This window comes from Arthrobacter sp. TJ-263, from assembly GCF_058269155.1.
On sequence record NZ_JBZCNE010000001.1, the window covers coordinates 150916 to 166491 of the forward strand.

Below are 15576 nucleotides of genomic sequence, written 5' to 3' on the forward strand. Positions count from 1 at the left end.
CCTACCGAGTCCGCCCGTCGGCGGAAGTAGGCGGAATCCGCCGGCGGGACCCACCGTCCACCACGGCGGCTGAGTTGGAAAAGCGCCACTGGTCGCCGAGTGATTCAGCACCCCCATGACGGTGCGACCTCGGACGACATGACATCGACTTCCGGTCAGCCGCCGGGCGAAAGGCCCGCGGTCGGCCGACAGACCGCCCTCGAGGGTGCTGGAATGTGGCCGGTGCCGCAGGGGCTTGGAGCGAGCACCCATGGATCAGTCAGAACAGCAGGGCAACGACCGGACCGCAGCGGAAGCATCCGTGACCACGCAGGCACCCGAGGCCCAGGCCGCACCGGCGAGGGCGCCGAGGAAACGCCGCACGGCGAGTGCCCCGGCCGGGGCGCCGCCCTCGGCGACGCAGGTGATGCCCGACGCCGGGACCGCCGCGGACACCGCTGCAGGGGCCGCCGCCCCCACCGAGATCACCACCGATACTCCAGCCGAGACCGCCGCGCCGGTCCGCAAGCGGGCCCCGCGCGTCCGCAAGCCGGTCGTCGTGACCGACCAGACGACGTCCCCCGGGATCACGGCGGACGCCGGGGAGGCGCCGCCGGCAGCAGCCGACGACGCCCCGGCCGCCCCTGCGCGGTCGCCCCGCACCCGCCGTCGTGCCGCCAGCGCCGAGGCAGGACCCGCGGGCGTGGCATCGGCCCCCGTCGAGCCCGTAGCGGTCCCTGCCGTCGGAAAGACGGCGGAGCCGGCCGCGATCGAACCGGCCGACGCCGTGGACGCCTCGACCGGGACGGCGTCGCCCGCCGCCGGCGATCCCGCCGAGGCTCCCGCCGCCCCCGCGCGGGCATCCCGCACCCGCCGTCGTGCCGCCAGCGCCGAGGCAGGACCCGCCGGCGCCGTCGACACCGCTGTCGCCACCGCTGTCGACAGCGCGATCGGGCAGGCCGCGCTGGTCACCGCCGACGCGCCTGCCGTCGACGCCGAGGCGGCAGCCGAGACTGCCGTGGAGGAGAAGCCGGTCCGCGCCCGCCGCACCTCCGCGCGGACCCGCAGCCGCCGTGCCTCCGAGCCCCCGCAGCAGGACGAGCAGGCGGGGATCGATCCCGCAGCAGCAGAGCCCTCCGCCACGAGCGGTGCGGCCGCAAGGGCCGACGACACTGCCGACGACACCGCCCGCGGAACCGTCGACGCAGCGGAGGACGCAGAGTCCGGGGAGACCCCGGACGGCGGCCGCCTCGATCCGTTCGCGATCCCGGAGTCGCCGCTGTCCCTCCTGTTCCACGCGCCGGACCTCACCACGGTCTCCGTGCCGTCCGTGAAGGTCGCACCGCCGCGCGAGGAGGAAGCGGGCGAGGACGAGACCGAGGAATCCGGCCGCCGCTCGCGCCGCAGCCGCCGCAGCAGGGGCCGCGGCCGGGGCGACTCCGGCCAGGCTGAGGCCGCCACCGAGGACGCCGACAGCCCTGATGACCAGCCCGACGGCAACGGTCCCGAGGAGGGCGCCAGCGTGACGTCCCGTCGCCGCCGCCGTCGCCGTCGTGGTGACCAGGACCTGGAACTTACCGGCGGCGAGGACGACGATCCGCCCAACACCGTCACCCGCGTCCGGGCGCCGCGGCAGGCCAGCGAGCCCGTCTCCGACCGCGTGACCAGCGTGCGCGGGTCGACGCGCCTCGAGGCGAAGAAGCAGCGCCGCCGCGAATCGCGCGACACCGGGCGCCGCCGCACGGTCATCACCGAGGCCGAGTTCCTCGCCCGCCGCGAGTCCGTCGACCGCCAGATGATCGTCCGCCAGTCCGACGACAGGATCCAGATCGGCGTGCTGGAGGACGGCATGCTCGCGGAGCACTTCGTCTCCAGGACGCAGCAGGATTCGCTGATCGGCAACGTGTACGTCGGCAAGGTCCAGAACGTGCTGCCGAGCATGGAGGCCGCCTTCGTCGACATCGGACGGGGACGGAACGCCGTGCTGTACGCCGGTGAGGTCAACTGGGACGCAGCGGGCCTCGACGGGCAGCCGCGCCGCATCGAGCTCGCCCTGAAGTCGGGGGATCCCGTCCTCGTCCAGGTCACGAAGGACCCGGTGGGACACAAGGGTGCCCGGCTCACGAGCCAGATCTCCCTGCCCGGCCGCTACCTCGTGTACGTCCCGGGCGGGTCGATGACGGGCATCTCCCGCAAGCTGCCCGACGTCGAACGCAACCGGCTCAAGCGCATCCTCAAGGACCGCCTGCCCGAGAGCGCCGGCGTGATCGTCCGCACCGCGGCCGAGGGCGCCAGCGAGGAGGAGCTGACCCACGACATCAACCGCCTCCGCGCGCAGTGGGAGGAGATCGAGCGCAAGGCCGGCTCGACCAAGACCCTCGCGCCCGAACTGCTGTACGGCGAGCCCGACCTCACCATCAAGGTGGTCCGCGACGTCTTCAACGAGGACTTCTCCAAGCTCGTCGTCTCGGGCGAGGACGCGTGGGACACCATCGAGGCCTACGTCATGTACGTGGCGCCGGACCTCGTGGGCAGGCTGGAGAAGTGGACCAGCGAGGAGGACATCTTCGCGGCGTCCCGCATCGACGAGCAGATCTCCAAGGCCCTCGAGCGCAAGGTCTACCTGCCCTCCGGCGGGTCCCTCGTGATCGACCGCACTGAGGCCATGACCGTCGTGGACGTCAACACTGGGAAGTTCACCGGCAGCGGCGGCAACCTGGAGGAGACCGTCACCAAGAACAACCTCGAGGCCGCCGAGGAAGTGGTGCGCCAGCTGCGCCTGCGTGACATCGGCGGCATCATCGTCATCGACTTCATCGACATGGTGCTCGAGGCGAACCGCGACCTCGTCCTCCGGCGTCTCGTGGAATGCCTCGGCCGGGACCGGACCAAGCACCAGGTCGCCGAGGTCACCTCGCTGGGCCTCGTCCAGATGACGCGCAAGCGCATGGGCACGGGCCTGCTCGAGGTCTTCGGAGAGGACTGCGAGCACTGTGCGGGACGCGGCGTGGTCACCTACATGGAGCCCGTGGAGCACCGCCGGTCCACGACCGCCGAGAGCCAGCAGCAGCCCCGCCAGGACAAGCCGTCCCGGAGCGAGCGCAAGCGCAACCGAGGCCGCGGGGGCCCGCAGGACGAGGGCCTCGCACTGCCCCCGGTGCCGGTCGCCGAGAGCCCCGACCGTGTGGCGAAGGCCGAGGCCGCCCGCGCGGCCCTGGCGAGCATCGCCGCCGCGACCCATCACGCCCACGAGGAGGCGTCCGAGCAGGACGTCCCCGCCCCGGACGTCCAGGTGACGGAAGCCGTCCTGACGATCAACGGCGAGACGGTCACCCTGCCCCGGGCGGACGGCCGCCGACCAGCCGTCGAGGAGGCCGTCGAGGCTCCGGCCACGCGTCTGACCCTCGACAGCCTGAGCGAGGCCTTCAACCGGAAGCCTGCCGCGGCGGGCGACAGTGAGGAGCCGTCCGGGCCGGTGCCGGCGGAGACGCCGCGCACCGAACCGACGACCGCCCCCGCGGTGGTCTCCGGACCGCCGTCGGACGGCACTCCCGCCCGCGCATCCCGTCCGCGCCGTCGCGTGGCGCGCAGCGCGCAGGGAGCGGCGGACACGGCCATCGAGACGCAGGGTGCGGAGCCCGCCGTCGAACCGGCCGGGACCCGGCACGTGGCGAAGGCCGCGGCACCCGCGCGGACGCCCGATGCATCCGCCGCCGAGCCGCTGATCTTCGGCGTCGGGGTGCCTGCCTCAGAGCTGTAGGGATCGCCAGGCACGGCAGGACCGTTCCATCCGGGAGGGCCGGAGTCCGCAAGGGCTCCGGCCCTCTCGTGTCTGCCCGGGGCACCACGGCCAGTGCACCGGACCCGGAGGCGCCGCTGATTTGCGGGAAGAGGCGGTACTGCCGTAATCTTGACCCTCGGTGCATCCGCCTGTTAACCGGCATGTCCGTGGATATCCGCCAGGGGTTCTGACCCGTCAGATCCTGACGACCAGCAGCCCCAGGGTTCGGTGTCTTGGACACACGGAGCGGGGCAGGCGCGAAGAGCAACCTCAGGATTGCTGCCGAGGCGCACCCTAGTTTTTTCATCAGAAGTCAAGATTGTCGAGAGAAGTGAGTTCCCAAGTGGTGTACGCGATTGTCCGCGCAGGCGGCCGCCAAGAAAAGGTTTCTGTAGGAGACCTCGTTACCCTTGACCGCGTCACCGGTCAGGCTGGAAGCACGTTCAAGCTTCCTGCCCTCCTTCTGGTAGACGGCGCCAAGATCACCTCCGCAGCGGAGGACCTCGCAAAGGTCTCCGTCACTGCCGAGATCGTCGAGAATCTTCGTGGACCGAAGATCGTCATCCAGAAGTTCAAGAACAAGACCGGCTACAAGAAGCGCCAGGGTCACCGTTCGGAACTGACCCGCGTCAAGATCACGGGCATCGCGTAGTCCCTTCGGACCATCGATCTCCTCACGTAGAACATTCCAGCGAAGGCAGGCATAACCCATGGCACATAAAAAGGGCGCAAGCTCCACTCGCAACGGCCGCGACTCGAACGCACAGTACCTCGGTGTGAAGCGCTTCGGTGGCCAGGTCGTCAAGGCCGGCGAGATCATCGTCCGCCAGCGCGGCACCCACTTCCACCCGGGCGCCAATGTCGGCCGCGGCGGGGACGACACCCTCTTCGCACTCGAGGCAGGTGCCGTGGAGTTCGGCACCCGCCGCGGACGCAAGGTCGTCAACATCGTGGGCGCTGCAGCAGAGTAATTCTGCGCACGGTACACCAGGCATTTCGGGTGGGGTGAGCCTCTACGGCTCGCCCCACCTTTCTTTTAAGCCGATTAGACTCGGCACAGTGAAGCATTTGTAGAAGGAGATCAACGTGGCGAGCTTCGTTGACCGCGTAGTCCTGCACGTATCCGGCGGCACCGGCGGCCACGGCTGCGTTTCCGTCCACCGCGAGAAGTTCAAGCCTCTCGGCGGGCCCGACGGCGGCAACGGCGGCGACGGCGGCGACGTGATCCTCCGCGTGGACCACCAGACCACGACCCTCCTCGACTTCCACCACGCCCCCCACCGTCACGCCACCAACGGCGGCAACGGCATGGGCGACTGGCGCGGCGGCAAGAGCGGCGAGACCCTGATCCTGTCCGTCCCGGACGGCACCGTCGTCAAGACGAAGGACGGCGAAGTGCTCGCCGACCTCGTGGGCGAGGGCACCGAGTTCGTGGCAGCGGCCGGCGGACAGGGCGGACTCGGCAACGCCGCCCTGTCCTCCCAGAAGCGCAAGGCCCCCGGGTTCGCGCTGCTCGGCATCCCCGGGGACCAGCGCGACGTCGTCCTGGAGCTCAAGTCCATCGCGGACATCGCCCTCGTCGGTTTCCCCTCCGCCGGGAAGTCCAGCCTCATCGCCGCCATGTCGGCGGCCCGCCCGAAGATCGCGGACTACCCCTTCACCACCCTCGTGCCGAACCTCGGCGTCGTCGAAGCGGGCTCCACGCGCTTCACCATCGCCGACGTCCCCGGCCTCATCGAGGGTGCGAGCGAGGGCAAGGGTCTCGGCCACCACTTCCTCCGCCACGTGGAACGCTGCGCCGCCCTGGTGCACGTACTCGACTGCGCCGCGCTCGAGACGGACCGTGATCCCCTCAACGACCTCGCGATCATCGAGGGCGAACTGGACAAGTACGCCGTCGACATGAGCTTCGCCGGACCCGACGGCGACGTCGTCCCCCTGAACGAGCGCCCCCGCCTGGTGGCGCTGAACAAGGTGGACGTGCCCGACGGCAAGGACATGGCCGGCTTCGTCCGCCCCGAGCTCGAGGCGCGCGGCTACCGCGTGTTCGAGGTGTCCGCCTCCAGCCATGAGGGCCTGCGCCAGCTCGGCTTCGCCATGGCGGAGATCGTCGAGAACGCACGCAAGGCCGTGGCGACGGCCCCGCCGAGGATCGAGCCCCCGGTGCTCCGCCCCCGCGGCGTCAACGCCGCCTCGTTCCGGATCCGCCACGAGGAGAAGGACGCCCTGCCGCTCTTCCGCGTCCTCGGCGAGAAGCCCGAGCGCTGGGTCAAGCAGACGGACTTCACGAACGACGAGGCGGTCGGCTACCTCGCGGACCGCCTCGCCAAGCTCGGCGTGGAGGAGCAGCTCTTCAAGACCGGCGCGAAGCCCGGCGACACCGTGGTGATCGGCGAGGGCGACGGCGTCGTCTTCGACTGGGAGCCGACCATGATGGGCGGCGCCGAACTGCTCGCCGGTCCGCGCGGGTCCGACCTGCGCCTGGCCGAGTACGTACGGCCCACGCGCGAGCAGAAGCGCGAGGAGTACCAGGAGCGCAAGGACGCCAAGGCGGCGGCCCGCGCCGAGCTCGAGGCCGACCGCAAGGCGGGCGTCTGGACCGAGTCCGTGCAGAACCGCAAGCAGGCTGCCTCCGCCCAGAAGGGCGCAGACACCGAGTCCGAGGACTAGGCCCCCTTGGCTGTGGACCACTCCCGGCACCCCCTCGCGTCCCGCGCGGGGCTCGCCGCGGCCGGAAGGATCGTCGTCAAGGTCGGCTCGTCGTCCCTGACCTCGGTCTCCGGGGGGATCTCCGGAGAAGCCCTCGTGCGGCTCGCCGATGTCCTCGCCGAGCGGCGTACGGCCGGGACCGAGGTCATCCTCGTGTCCTCCGGCGCCATCGCCGCCGGCCTCGCGCCCCTGGGGCTGGCACGCCGCCCGTCCCAGCTGTCGGCGCAGCAGGCCGCGGCGAGCGTGGGACAGGGCCTGCTGATGGCCCAGTACTCACAGGCCTTCGCGGCGCACGGCGTCACCGTGAGCCAGATCCTCCTGACGGCGGACGACCTCATCCGGCGGTCCCACTACGCCAACGCGCACCGCGCCATGGAGCGGCTGCTGAACTTCGGCGTCGTGCCCATCGTCAACGAGAACGACACCGTCGCGAGCCATGAGATCCGCTTCGGCGACAACGACCGCCTCGCCGCGCTAGTCGCGCACCTCGTCAAGGCGGAGGCGCTCATCCTGCTGTCCGACGTGGACGCCCTCTACGACGGACCTCCGGGTGCCGGGGCCAGCCGGATCCCGCACGTCGGGTCGCCCGCCGACCTCGAGGGGGTCACCATCGGGCGGGCGGGCCGGGCCGGCGTCGGGACCGGCGGCATGGTCACCAAGGTCGAGGCCGCGACGATCGCGGCGTCCTCCGGCATCCCCGCGCTGGTCACGTCCACGGCGAACGCCGCGGCGGCGCTGCGCGGCGACGACGTCGGGACCTGGTTCACGGCCACCGGCAAGCGCCAGCCCATCCGGTTGCTCTGGCTGGCCCACCTCGCGCGGGTCCTGGGCACGCTCGTGCTCGACGACGGCGCGGTGCGTGCGGTGGGGGAGCGGCGCCGCTCCCTGCTGGCCGCCGGCGTCGTGGACGTGGACGGCGTGTTCGAGGCCGGGGACCCGGTTCAGCTCGTGAGCGGTGACGGCACGGTGGTGGCGCGAGGCCTCGTGAACTACAGTTCCGCCGAGCTTCCCCGCATGCTCGGCCGGTCCACGCATGATCTCGCGGAGGAACTCGGCACCGAGTACGAGCGCTCCGTGGTGCACGTCAACGACCTCGTGGTGCTCCAGGCGGCCCCCCGCGTCATGAAGGGCCGGTCCCCGGAGGCCGAAGCGGCTCCTCGCTAGACTGGGACGATGACCGACCTGCAGGCCGAGCCCACCCATCGGAACGACACCCCCGTGGCGCTGTCCCCGGACCAGCTCACCGACGCCGTCCACGCCATCACCGACCGCTCCCGTCAGGCGTCGCGCATCCTGGCCCGCGCCACCCGGGCCCGTAAGGACCGCGTGCTTCTGGCGATCGCCGACGCCCTCGTTAGCCGACGCGACCTCGTGCTCGCCGCGAACCGGACCGACGTCGACCGCGGCCGCGCCGCCGGCACCTCCGCGTACCTCCTGGACCGCCTGAGCCTGGACGCCGAGCGCGTGGGGAAACTCGCCGAGGCGCTGGCACAGCTCGCCGCCCTGCCGGATCCCGTGGGCACCGCCGTCCGCGCGGAGACCCTGCCCAACGGCCTCCGGATGAGCCAGGTCCGCGTTCCCCTCGGGGTGGTCGCCGCGATCTACGAGGCACGCCCCAACGTGACCGTGGACATCGCCGGCCTGGCCCTCAAGAGCGGCAACGCTGTGATCCTGCGCGGCGGCAGTGCAGCCGCGGCCACCAACGCGGCCCTCGTCGGGATCATCCGCGACACCCTCGAGGACCACGGACTGCCCGACGACGCCGTCCTCACCATCGACGAGTTCGGCCGGGAAGGCGCCCAGGTCCTGATGAAGGCCCGCGGCCGGGTGGACGTCCTGATCCCGCGGGGCGGGCGGGAGCTGATCCAGTCCGTCGTGACGACGGCGCGCGTCCCCGTGATCGAGACGGGGGAGGGCAACGTGCACATCCTGCTCGACGAGAGCGCCGACGAGGAGATGGCGGTGGAGATCCTGCTCAACGCCAAGACGCAGCGTCCCAGTGTCTGCAACACCGTCGAGACGCTCCTCGTCCACGCCCGGTCTGCGGCCGCGCCCGGCGTCCTCGCCGCGCTCGTCCGCGCCGGCGTCACGCTGCACGTGGACGAGCGGTCACGTGGTCTCCTCCCGGCCGGGACGGACGCGCCGACGGCGACCGACGAGGACTGGGGGCGCGAGTACATGCAGCTCGACCTCGCGGTGAAGACGGTGGACAGCGTCGACGACGCCCTGCTGCACATCCGCCGGTGGAGCACCGGCCACAGCGAGGCGATCATCACGAACAACCTCGCCTCCTCCGAGGAGTTCGTGGCCGGCGTCGATTCCGCTGCCGTGCTGGTCAACGCCTCCACGCGCTTCGTGGACGGCGGCGAGCTGGGCCTCGGCGCCGAGGTGGGCATCTCCACCCAGAAGATGCACGCGCGGGGTCCGATGGGCCTGGCCGAACTCACGACCACCAAGTGGATCGTGCAGGGCGCAGGGCACGTCCGGCGCTGACGCCCCCGGCGTAAAGGGCCGACCCTCCTTTACGCGTACCATGGGACCTGATGACCGCGCCGGTCCGCAACGGACCGGCGGACCCTGAACCGACAGAGGAACGACGATGCTCTACTCCCTCGGCAGTACGCTGCTGGCCACCGAAGCCATGGAACACCACACCGAACTGCCGATGCCCGCCCTCGCGTACGGGTTGATCGTCATGGGCATCCTGCTCACCCTCATGCTCGTCACAGTGTCCTTCTCGAACGTGCGGAACCGCCACGAGGCCGTCGAGGAGCACCTCGACCCCCACAAGCAGCACACCAACAAGCACGACCACGGCGAAGCGAACCGGCACTAGCGGTCCAGATGGCAGCAGACATCACCGAGCGGGACGTCCTGGGCGGCTTCAGGCAGCGGCATGACGGATCGTCCTGGCGCCTCGGGGTGATGGGTGGCACGTTCGACCCCATCCATCACGGGCACCTGGTCGCCGCGAGCGAGGTCGCTTCGGTGTTCGACCTCGACGAGGTGGTCTTCGTCCCGACCGGCCAGCCCTGGCAGAAGGTCGACAAGGAGGTGACGGCCGCCGAGCACCGCTACCTGATGACGGTCATCGCGACGGCGTCCAATCCGAGCTTCACCGTGAGCCGCGTCGACATCGATCGCCCCGGTCCCACCTTCACGATCGACACCCTGCGCGACCTGAAGGCGGAGCGTCCGGCTGCGCAGCTGTTCTTCATCACCGGTGCCGATGCCATGGCCCAGATCCTCACCTGGAAGAACGCGGAGGAGCTCTGGTCCCTTGCCCACTTCATCGGGGTGACACGCCCCGGGCACGAGCTCGACGGCCGTGGCCGCGACGTCAGCCTGCTGGAAGTGCCCGCCATGGCGATCTCGAGCACGGACTGCAGGCACCGCGTCGGCGAGGGGAAGCCCGTCTGGTACCTGGTGCCCGACGGCGTGGTGCAGTACATCGCCAAGCACCGCCTCTACCGGCAGGTGGGACTGCCCGGGGCGGGACCGGCGTCGAAGCAGGGCGACGAGCGCGTCCCGCCGACGGAACGAGAGCACCGGGACAGCCCGAGCTCCATACAACAACCAACCGGATGAATCAGCGATGAGCAAGGTAGAGGACGACGCACCGATGACGGGGTCGACCGCGAACCGTGCCGGGTCAGGGGGATCGGGCATGCCAGTGGAGGACAGTTCGACGGGCACCGGTCCGCAGGGCGCCCCGGCGCACGATGACGGCGTGGTACGGGTGGAGACTCCCACGCGGCGTCAGCTGCGGTTGCAGCAGGTCGATGGGCGGGCGGTGGTGCCCGAGCCGGCGACCGACCAGCGGCCGGACGGTCTTAAGGCGCCGCTGCCCGGCGGGCGCCGGGACCGTCGCCGTCGGCAGTCCGAGGCACGGCAGACGTTCGCCGAGGACGCGAGCGGTCACCTCGCCGGCCTGCAGGCGGCCGGAACGGATGCCCCCTTCGTCGTGGACCCCGCGGTGCTCGCGCAGCAGAAGGCGCTGGCCGCCCGCGCGGCGGCCCTGAATTCCCGTGCGCGCCGAATGCAGGAGCCATCGGAGCGGGACGGGCAGCGCACGCCCCCGCCGAACGACCCGACCGCGGCCCACAACCTGTCGATCATCACGCCGCCCGAGTTCGTCCGGGTGCCCGGCAGCGCGCAGTCCGTCCTCCGGGCACCCGCGACGTCCCACATCCCTGTGGTCCTGCCGCGTCCCGGACAGCCGGCGAGCGTCCCGCGGCCTCAGGTGCAGGGGAGCGGATCTGCCGGGAGCCCGGATCCCGGCACGGTCACCGAGCCCGTCGGGGCGCGGGATGCCTTCGGCCTGGACCCCCTCGACGCGATGACTGCGGGACTCGGAAGGCTGAGACGCGTGCGGTACCTGCAGTACTCGTTGCTCGTCGTGGGCGCGACCGCCCTCGCGACCGGGATAATAATGACAGTCAGCTCCCTCAATGGGTGAAAATGCTGGCCACACACAAGGAGATCAGTGAGCGCTACCGAACAGTCCATTGGCATAGCCCGCACGGCGGCGCATGCTGCAGCGGACAAGATCGCCCAGGACATCGTCGCCATCGACGTCAGTGACAGGCTTGCGATCACGGACATCTTCGTGATCGCCTCCGCGCCGAGCGAGCGGCAGGTCAACGCGATCGTCGACGGCATCGAGGAGGAGCTGTCCAAGCAGGGCCTGAAGCCCGTGCGCCGTGAAGGCCGCAGCGAGGGCCGCTGGGTGCTCCTCGACTACGCCCAGGTCATCGTCCATGTGCAGCACGAGGAGGACCGCGTGTTCTATGCCCTCGACCGGCTGTGGAAGGACTGCCCCTCCGTGGACCTCCAGCTCGAGGAGGCCCTGCAGAGCTCGCCGCAGGTCGCCGCGTCCGACGTCGTCCCGGAGTGACGCGGTCCCCCCACGCCCATCCCGCGGCCCGGCGCATCGTCTTCTGGCGCCACGGCCGCACCGAATGGAACCACTCCGGCCGCTTCCAGGGCCAGGAGGACATCGACCTGGACGAGACCGGCCGTGAGCAGGCCGTGCGGGCGGCCGAGGTGCTCGCGACGCGGGAGCCGTCGCTGATCGTCTCCTCGGACCTGCGCCGGGCGGCTGATACGGCCCTGACGCTGGGGGAGCTCACAGGGCTGCCGGTCCTCTACGACGAGCGCCTTCGTGAGACGAACGCCGGCTCGTGGCAGGGTTTGTCCTTCGCCGAGATCGACGAGCGGTTCCCGGACGATAATGCCGCCTGGCGGGGCGGGGACCCCGAGGTACGTGCCGGCGGTGCCGAGAACCGTGTCGAGGTCGGGGACCGCATGCTCGCGGCGGTGACGGAGGCCGTGGGGCGGATCGGCCGTGCCGAGACGCTCGTCGTCGTCAGCCACGGTGGATCCATCCGGGCGGCCCTTGCGGCCCTGATGGGGTTGCCGCCGGAACGGTGGGGGGCACTCGCGGGGTTGTCCAACTGCCACTGGTCCGAAGTGCACGAGGTGGTGGACAGGGCCGAGGCGCTGTTCTCGTGGCAGCTGACCGAGCACAACGTAGGACTCGGTTCCCTGCCCGAGGAGCCGCTGGAGGGTTGAGCGGGCCCATCGGCCGATTTGGCGAAGCCGCCAGAATTTACTAGACTGATCGAGTTGCTTCGGCCGGTTCGCCCGGAAGAAGCGATGCAGATTCGGGGCTATGGCGCAGCTGGTAGCGCACCTGCATGGCATGCAGGGGGTCAGGGGTTCGAATCCCCTTAGCTCCACAACGAACCGCCGGAATCCAAGGTAAGAACCTTGGTCCGGCGGTTTTTTGTTGCCCTGCAGCGGCAGGTGCCCTTATTCTGCCATCGCTTCGATACAGCAGGTGAGACGCTTCGGATGGTCAACAAAGGCGACTACGGCCCCGCAGCTTCCGTTGGAGCTGCCGAATCCCGGCTGCCAACGGAAGGGAGCGGTGGTGGATGGCTGCGTCCACGAACGATTCCATCGTCGTGAGGAGGTCGGCGAACCGTACGGCTATCGCTCCTGGCATTGGGCGGACCCGCCAGGACAAGTCACCTCACGCCGGTACCGGCGCGGGCCGGTAGCGCAGGGCTACTGCCCCCGACCGGAACTCATGGCGATTCACGAGCTCAAGCTGGACGCGTTTGCGCAGACCGGCGAGCAACGTCGGCCCGTGTCCGGCAAGGACCGGCTGCACCAGGAACTCGTACTCGTCGATCAGTCCCAGATCTGCCAACGCGAGGGGGAGCGTCACGCCACCCACCCACAGGCTCTCGCCCGACTCCTGCTTGAGCCGCTGAACCGCTGGCCCCATGTCGCCCTGCACCAGCTCGGCATTCCAATCGACCCCGCTCAGTGTGCTCGACACGACGTGCTTCTTCGCCCCATGGATGGCCTCGGCGAACGGGATCTGCCACTCACCCATCCACTCAGGCCACGTGCCCGCGGCCGGCTGCCGCCACGCAGACTCCATCATCTCGTAGGTCACCCGGCCGAAGAGCAGAGCGTCGGCTCGCTCCATCTCAGCGGTCCAGTAACGCATCGACTCCTCGTCGGGCGGGAGCCCCGCCTCGTGATGACAGCAGCCGTCGAGCGTGACGTTGATCGAGTATCGAAGGTGTCTCATCCCGTTGCCCTCACTTGATACGCGCAGCGCGTTTCCACGGGACAGTACTCAAACTACATTCGGCGAGCAACTGTCGCCCTGAGGATCCCGTACCGGAATGGGCGTTGGTGACCGACTGCTGACGATGAGCAATCCTTTCGCGCCCGGTACCTCGAGCTGCGGACGGCCCTCTTCGGGCACTGACGGAATCGGCTGACGGCCTGGAACCTGACCGCTATCCGATCCGCGTTCTGCAGCGGCTTAGGTACCGTCTGACGTGCGGAAGTCGTTCAGTGCCGACATCGACGAGGACGTTCATGGGCAAAGTCGCTTGGGGTTTCACTTGTTCACTCAACGGCTTCATTGCAGGCCCTGAGCATGACATGAGCTGGTTGGCTGCTGCGGAGCCATTGGCCTACGGTGTCACCGAGCGCCTGGCCGGGGCAGTCGCCGTCATCATCGCCGGCAGGAACGGCTACGACGCTGCGCAAGCCCAACGCGACGAGCGGGACGAGATGACCTCCGAGGCGTACGGTGGCGCATGGTCGGGAACCGAGATCATCCTTACTCACCGACCCCACGAGATAGCCGACGATCCTTCGATCGTCGCGATGAACTGTGACATAGGTGAGGCGATAGAGCGCGCTCAGCAGATCGCCGGTGACCGGGACATACAGATCATCAGCGCGGACATCGCCCGCCAGGCCCTGGAGCATGACCTCATCGATGAGCTGCAGGTCTTCGTCGCGCCAGTGTTCCTCGGTGATGGCACCCGTATCTTCGATGTACCTGGCGGACACCGGTATGACTGGGAACTCGCGGGAACGTACGAGGGCGCCGAACGCAGCTTCGGCCGGACATATCGCCCACGAGGTCATCGCCCGAGCTAGCGATCAACCCAGTACATCTCATCAACCCCGAGCAACCGAGTCCCAACGAGGCGCCCGGTCGCAGTGCGACCGGCCACAAGCGGATGCACGCGCGCAGTCTGCGGCACGGACACTGTGGTGACTCGCGTGGTGGACCCGCGGCGCCACGTCAGTATCAAGAGTCTGGTTCCGGGAGGGCTTTGGCCTACGAGATGGGCGGGTTAATCGCCGGTGGGACGATCAGCGGCCAGCAGTTCGAGCGCGCGAATTGTCTGTTGGAGGCCGAAGGCGTACGCATGGTGCGGATCGTGCGCGCTGCCGTGGGCGGCGCCGGCCGCGCTCCCCACGCGCGAGGCGAGGGGGTAACACTTGTCGTTGACGTTCTGTGCCAGGAGAGGCGCGGCTTCATCCCACCATTCCCGGTCGGTGCCGCTCGCTCGCGATGTGTCACGCGCGCCGTGGATGTCGCGAGCAGCGTTGCGCACGAAACTCAACAGGAACGTAAGAGCATCGTCCGTCGCAAGGTCACCCAGGCCTGAGCCGTCAAAGGCGGAAAGTTCGTACTCGTACTTGGCCATCTGGCCCGGCCCCAGTGGAGGGCGCAGCGTGGATAGGTGAGTTGCCCAGGAGTGCCGCTCGTACAGGTCGAAGTTGCTCGCGGCCACGGCGCGCACCCTGACCTGCCATGGCGCGGTCTCGAACGGCGGGCGGGGCATCTTCAGATAGGCGTCGTCGAGGATCACATCCAGCAGCTCGGCGCGACCGGGGATGTAGGTGTAGAGGCTCATTGGCCGAATGTTCAGCCGCTCGGCGAGGCGGCGCATCGTCAATGCGGTGAGGCCGTGTTCGTCGGCGAGGGACGTCGCAGCTTCCACGATTGTGTTGAACTCGAGTCCCCGTCGGGGACCGCGGCGGGGACTCGAGTCTGGAGGAAGATGCTCGCGCCAAAGGAGTTGCAACGTCGCCGCCGGGTTGCCGGAGCTGGTGACGTCGTTCATGTAGTCATCCTCCTGTTTCCCGCGGCCCCGTGTCACATCTGGTCGTGCCAACCTCCGGCTACCATCGTCTGGAACTTCCATCCATCGGGTGTTCGAACGAGCAGGTCGCCATATCGCATCTGCGTCTCAACGCCTCCGACGACGAACGATGCATCCGTGACGACGAAGCACAGCGCGGGCGAGATGAAGGTGGGATGCCGCCTCGACTGCATCTCGGTCCCTTCAGAGCCTTCCAGCACCTGCCGCATCTGCTCGATGTACGTCATGCGATCGCAAGAACGGGTCACAGCATGACCCGTCGCGTCGTCAGACACCTCGTTCAGCGGGAACGAAGCCAGGTCGGCCATGCCTTCCACATCGCCAACCTGAACAAGCGCGTCGTACTGTGCGAACCAATCCAGAATCTCCTGGGTGGCGGCGGGGGACGCCGAAGCGCCGGCTGCGGCTGATGTCGTGTCATTCATTCGAGTCTCCGATCTCGTGTCCTTAATGCCGTACGGCGTACTGAGATTATTCCTCTTTGCGGAGGCGCGCTCTAGAGGCAGCTTCGTCGGAACTTCGAAGACCCAGCCACGAGGACTCCACCCTGCCCCTCCGGACATGGAATCGGCGCAACCAGCGGATCCCTCGACGTGCATGATGGGGTCCGGGTAA

The 15576-nt window shown here is 69.4% G+C and carries 15 protein-coding genes and 1 tRNA gene; 13 read left to right on the plus strand and 3 right to left on the minus strand.

The window, feature by feature from the left end; all coding sequences use genetic code 11:
• The first annotated feature begins 250 nt into the window (after positions 1-250).
• The 12 genes from AC4D2F_RS00645 to AC4D2F_RS00700 all read left to right on the plus strand — a co-directional run bounded on the left by AC4D2F_RS00645 (position 251) and on the right by AC4D2F_RS00700 (position 12210).
• Complete coding sequence (locus tag AC4D2F_RS00645) at positions 251-3739, plus strand: Rne/Rng family ribonuclease (protein ID WP_490909100.1); 3489 nt, start codon at positions 251-253, stop codon at positions 3737-3739.
• A 364-nt stretch (positions 3740-4103) separates the two neighbouring features.
• Complete coding sequence (gene rplU / locus AC4D2F_RS00650; RefSeq protein ID WP_043444935.1) at positions 4104-4412, plus strand: 50S ribosomal protein L21; 309 nt, start codon at positions 4104-4106, stop codon at positions 4410-4412.
• 58 nt (positions 4413-4470) lie between these two features.
• Positions 4471-4731: a 50S ribosomal protein L27 gene (rpmA, locus tag AC4D2F_RS00655; RefSeq protein ID WP_028280075.1), complete on the plus strand. Its 261-nt coding sequence runs from the start codon at positions 4471-4473 to the stop codon at positions 4729-4731.
• A gap of 115 nt (positions 4732-4846) precedes the next feature.
• Positions 4847-6430 (plus strand): GTPase ObgE, encoded by a 1584-nt coding sequence (gene obgE, locus AC4D2F_RS00660; RefSeq protein ID WP_104164367.1) that lies wholly within the window; start codon positions 4847-4849, stop codon positions 6428-6430.
• A gap of 6 nt (positions 6431-6436) precedes the next feature.
• Complete coding sequence (gene proB / locus AC4D2F_RS00665) at positions 6437-7633, plus strand: glutamate 5-kinase (RefSeq protein WP_490909101.1); 1197 nt, start codon at positions 6437-6439, stop codon at positions 7631-7633.
• A 9-nt stretch (positions 7634-7642) separates the two neighbouring features.
• Positions 7643-8962, plus strand: coding sequence for a glutamate-5-semialdehyde dehydrogenase (locus AC4D2F_RS00670; RefSeq protein WP_490909102.1), 1320 nt, complete (start codon positions 7643-7645; stop codon positions 8960-8962).
• Between the two features lie 106 nt (positions 8963-9068).
• A complete protein-coding gene (locus AC4D2F_RS00675; RefSeq protein ID WP_104164373.1) occupies positions 9069-9305 on the plus strand; it encodes a hypothetical protein in 237 nt (78 codons plus the stop codon).
• A gap of 89 nt (positions 9306-9394) precedes the next feature.
• Complete coding sequence (gene nadD / locus AC4D2F_RS00680; protein ID WP_490910497.1) at positions 9395-10057, plus strand: nicotinate-nucleotide adenylyltransferase; 663 nt, start codon at positions 9395-9397, stop codon at positions 10055-10057.
• Between the two features lie 79 nt (positions 10058-10136).
• The gene (locus AC4D2F_RS00685; RefSeq protein ID WP_490909103.1) at positions 10137-10928 is read left to right on the plus strand and encodes a hypothetical protein; all 792 of its coding nucleotides are present in this window, start codon (positions 10137-10139) and stop codon (positions 10926-10928) included.
• A 27-nt stretch (positions 10929-10955) separates the two neighbouring features.
• Positions 10956-11366 (plus strand): ribosome silencing factor, encoded by a 411-nt coding sequence (gene rsfS, locus AC4D2F_RS00690; protein WP_043444948.1) that lies wholly within the window; start codon positions 10956-10958, stop codon positions 11364-11366.
• A complete protein-coding gene (locus tag AC4D2F_RS00695) occupies positions 11363-12043 on the plus strand; it encodes a histidine phosphatase family protein (RefSeq protein WP_490909104.1) in 681 nt (226 codons plus the stop codon). Before rsfS ends, AC4D2F_RS00695 begins: the two co-directional genes overlap by 4 nt.
• Positions 12044-12137: 94 nt before the next feature.
• A tRNA-Ala gene (locus tag AC4D2F_RS00700) sits at positions 12138-12210 on the plus strand.
• A gap of 296 nt (positions 12211-12506) precedes the next feature.
• On the opposite strand, the gene AC4D2F_RS00705 is transcribed toward AC4D2F_RS00700, so the two are convergent.
• Positions 12507-13076: a dihydrofolate reductase family protein gene (locus AC4D2F_RS00705; RefSeq protein WP_490909105.1), complete on the minus strand. Its 570-nt coding sequence runs from the start codon at positions 13074-13076 to the stop codon at positions 12507-12509.
• A gap of 296 nt (positions 13077-13372) precedes the next feature.
• Here AC4D2F_RS00705 and AC4D2F_RS00710 point away from each other — a divergent pair, with 296 nt between their 5' ends.
• Positions 13373-13945, plus strand: coding sequence for a dihydrofolate reductase family protein (locus AC4D2F_RS00710; protein WP_490909106.1), 573 nt, complete (start codon positions 13373-13375; stop codon positions 13943-13945).
• Between the two features lie 200 nt (positions 13946-14145).
• Here the strand turns inward: AC4D2F_RS00710 and AC4D2F_RS00715 are convergent, their stop codons facing one another.
• Together AC4D2F_RS00715 and AC4D2F_RS00720 are read right to left on the minus strand one after the other, a co-directional pair.
• A complete protein-coding gene (locus AC4D2F_RS00715) occupies positions 14146-14922 on the minus strand; it encodes a TetR/AcrR family transcriptional regulator (RefSeq protein ID WP_490909109.1) in 777 nt (258 codons plus the stop codon).
• A gap of 32 nt (positions 14923-14954) precedes the next feature.
• Positions 14955-15386, minus strand: coding sequence for a hypothetical protein (locus tag AC4D2F_RS00720; RefSeq protein ID WP_490909110.1), 432 nt, complete (start codon positions 15384-15386; stop codon positions 14955-14957).
• Positions 15387-15576 lie beyond the last annotated feature (190 nt).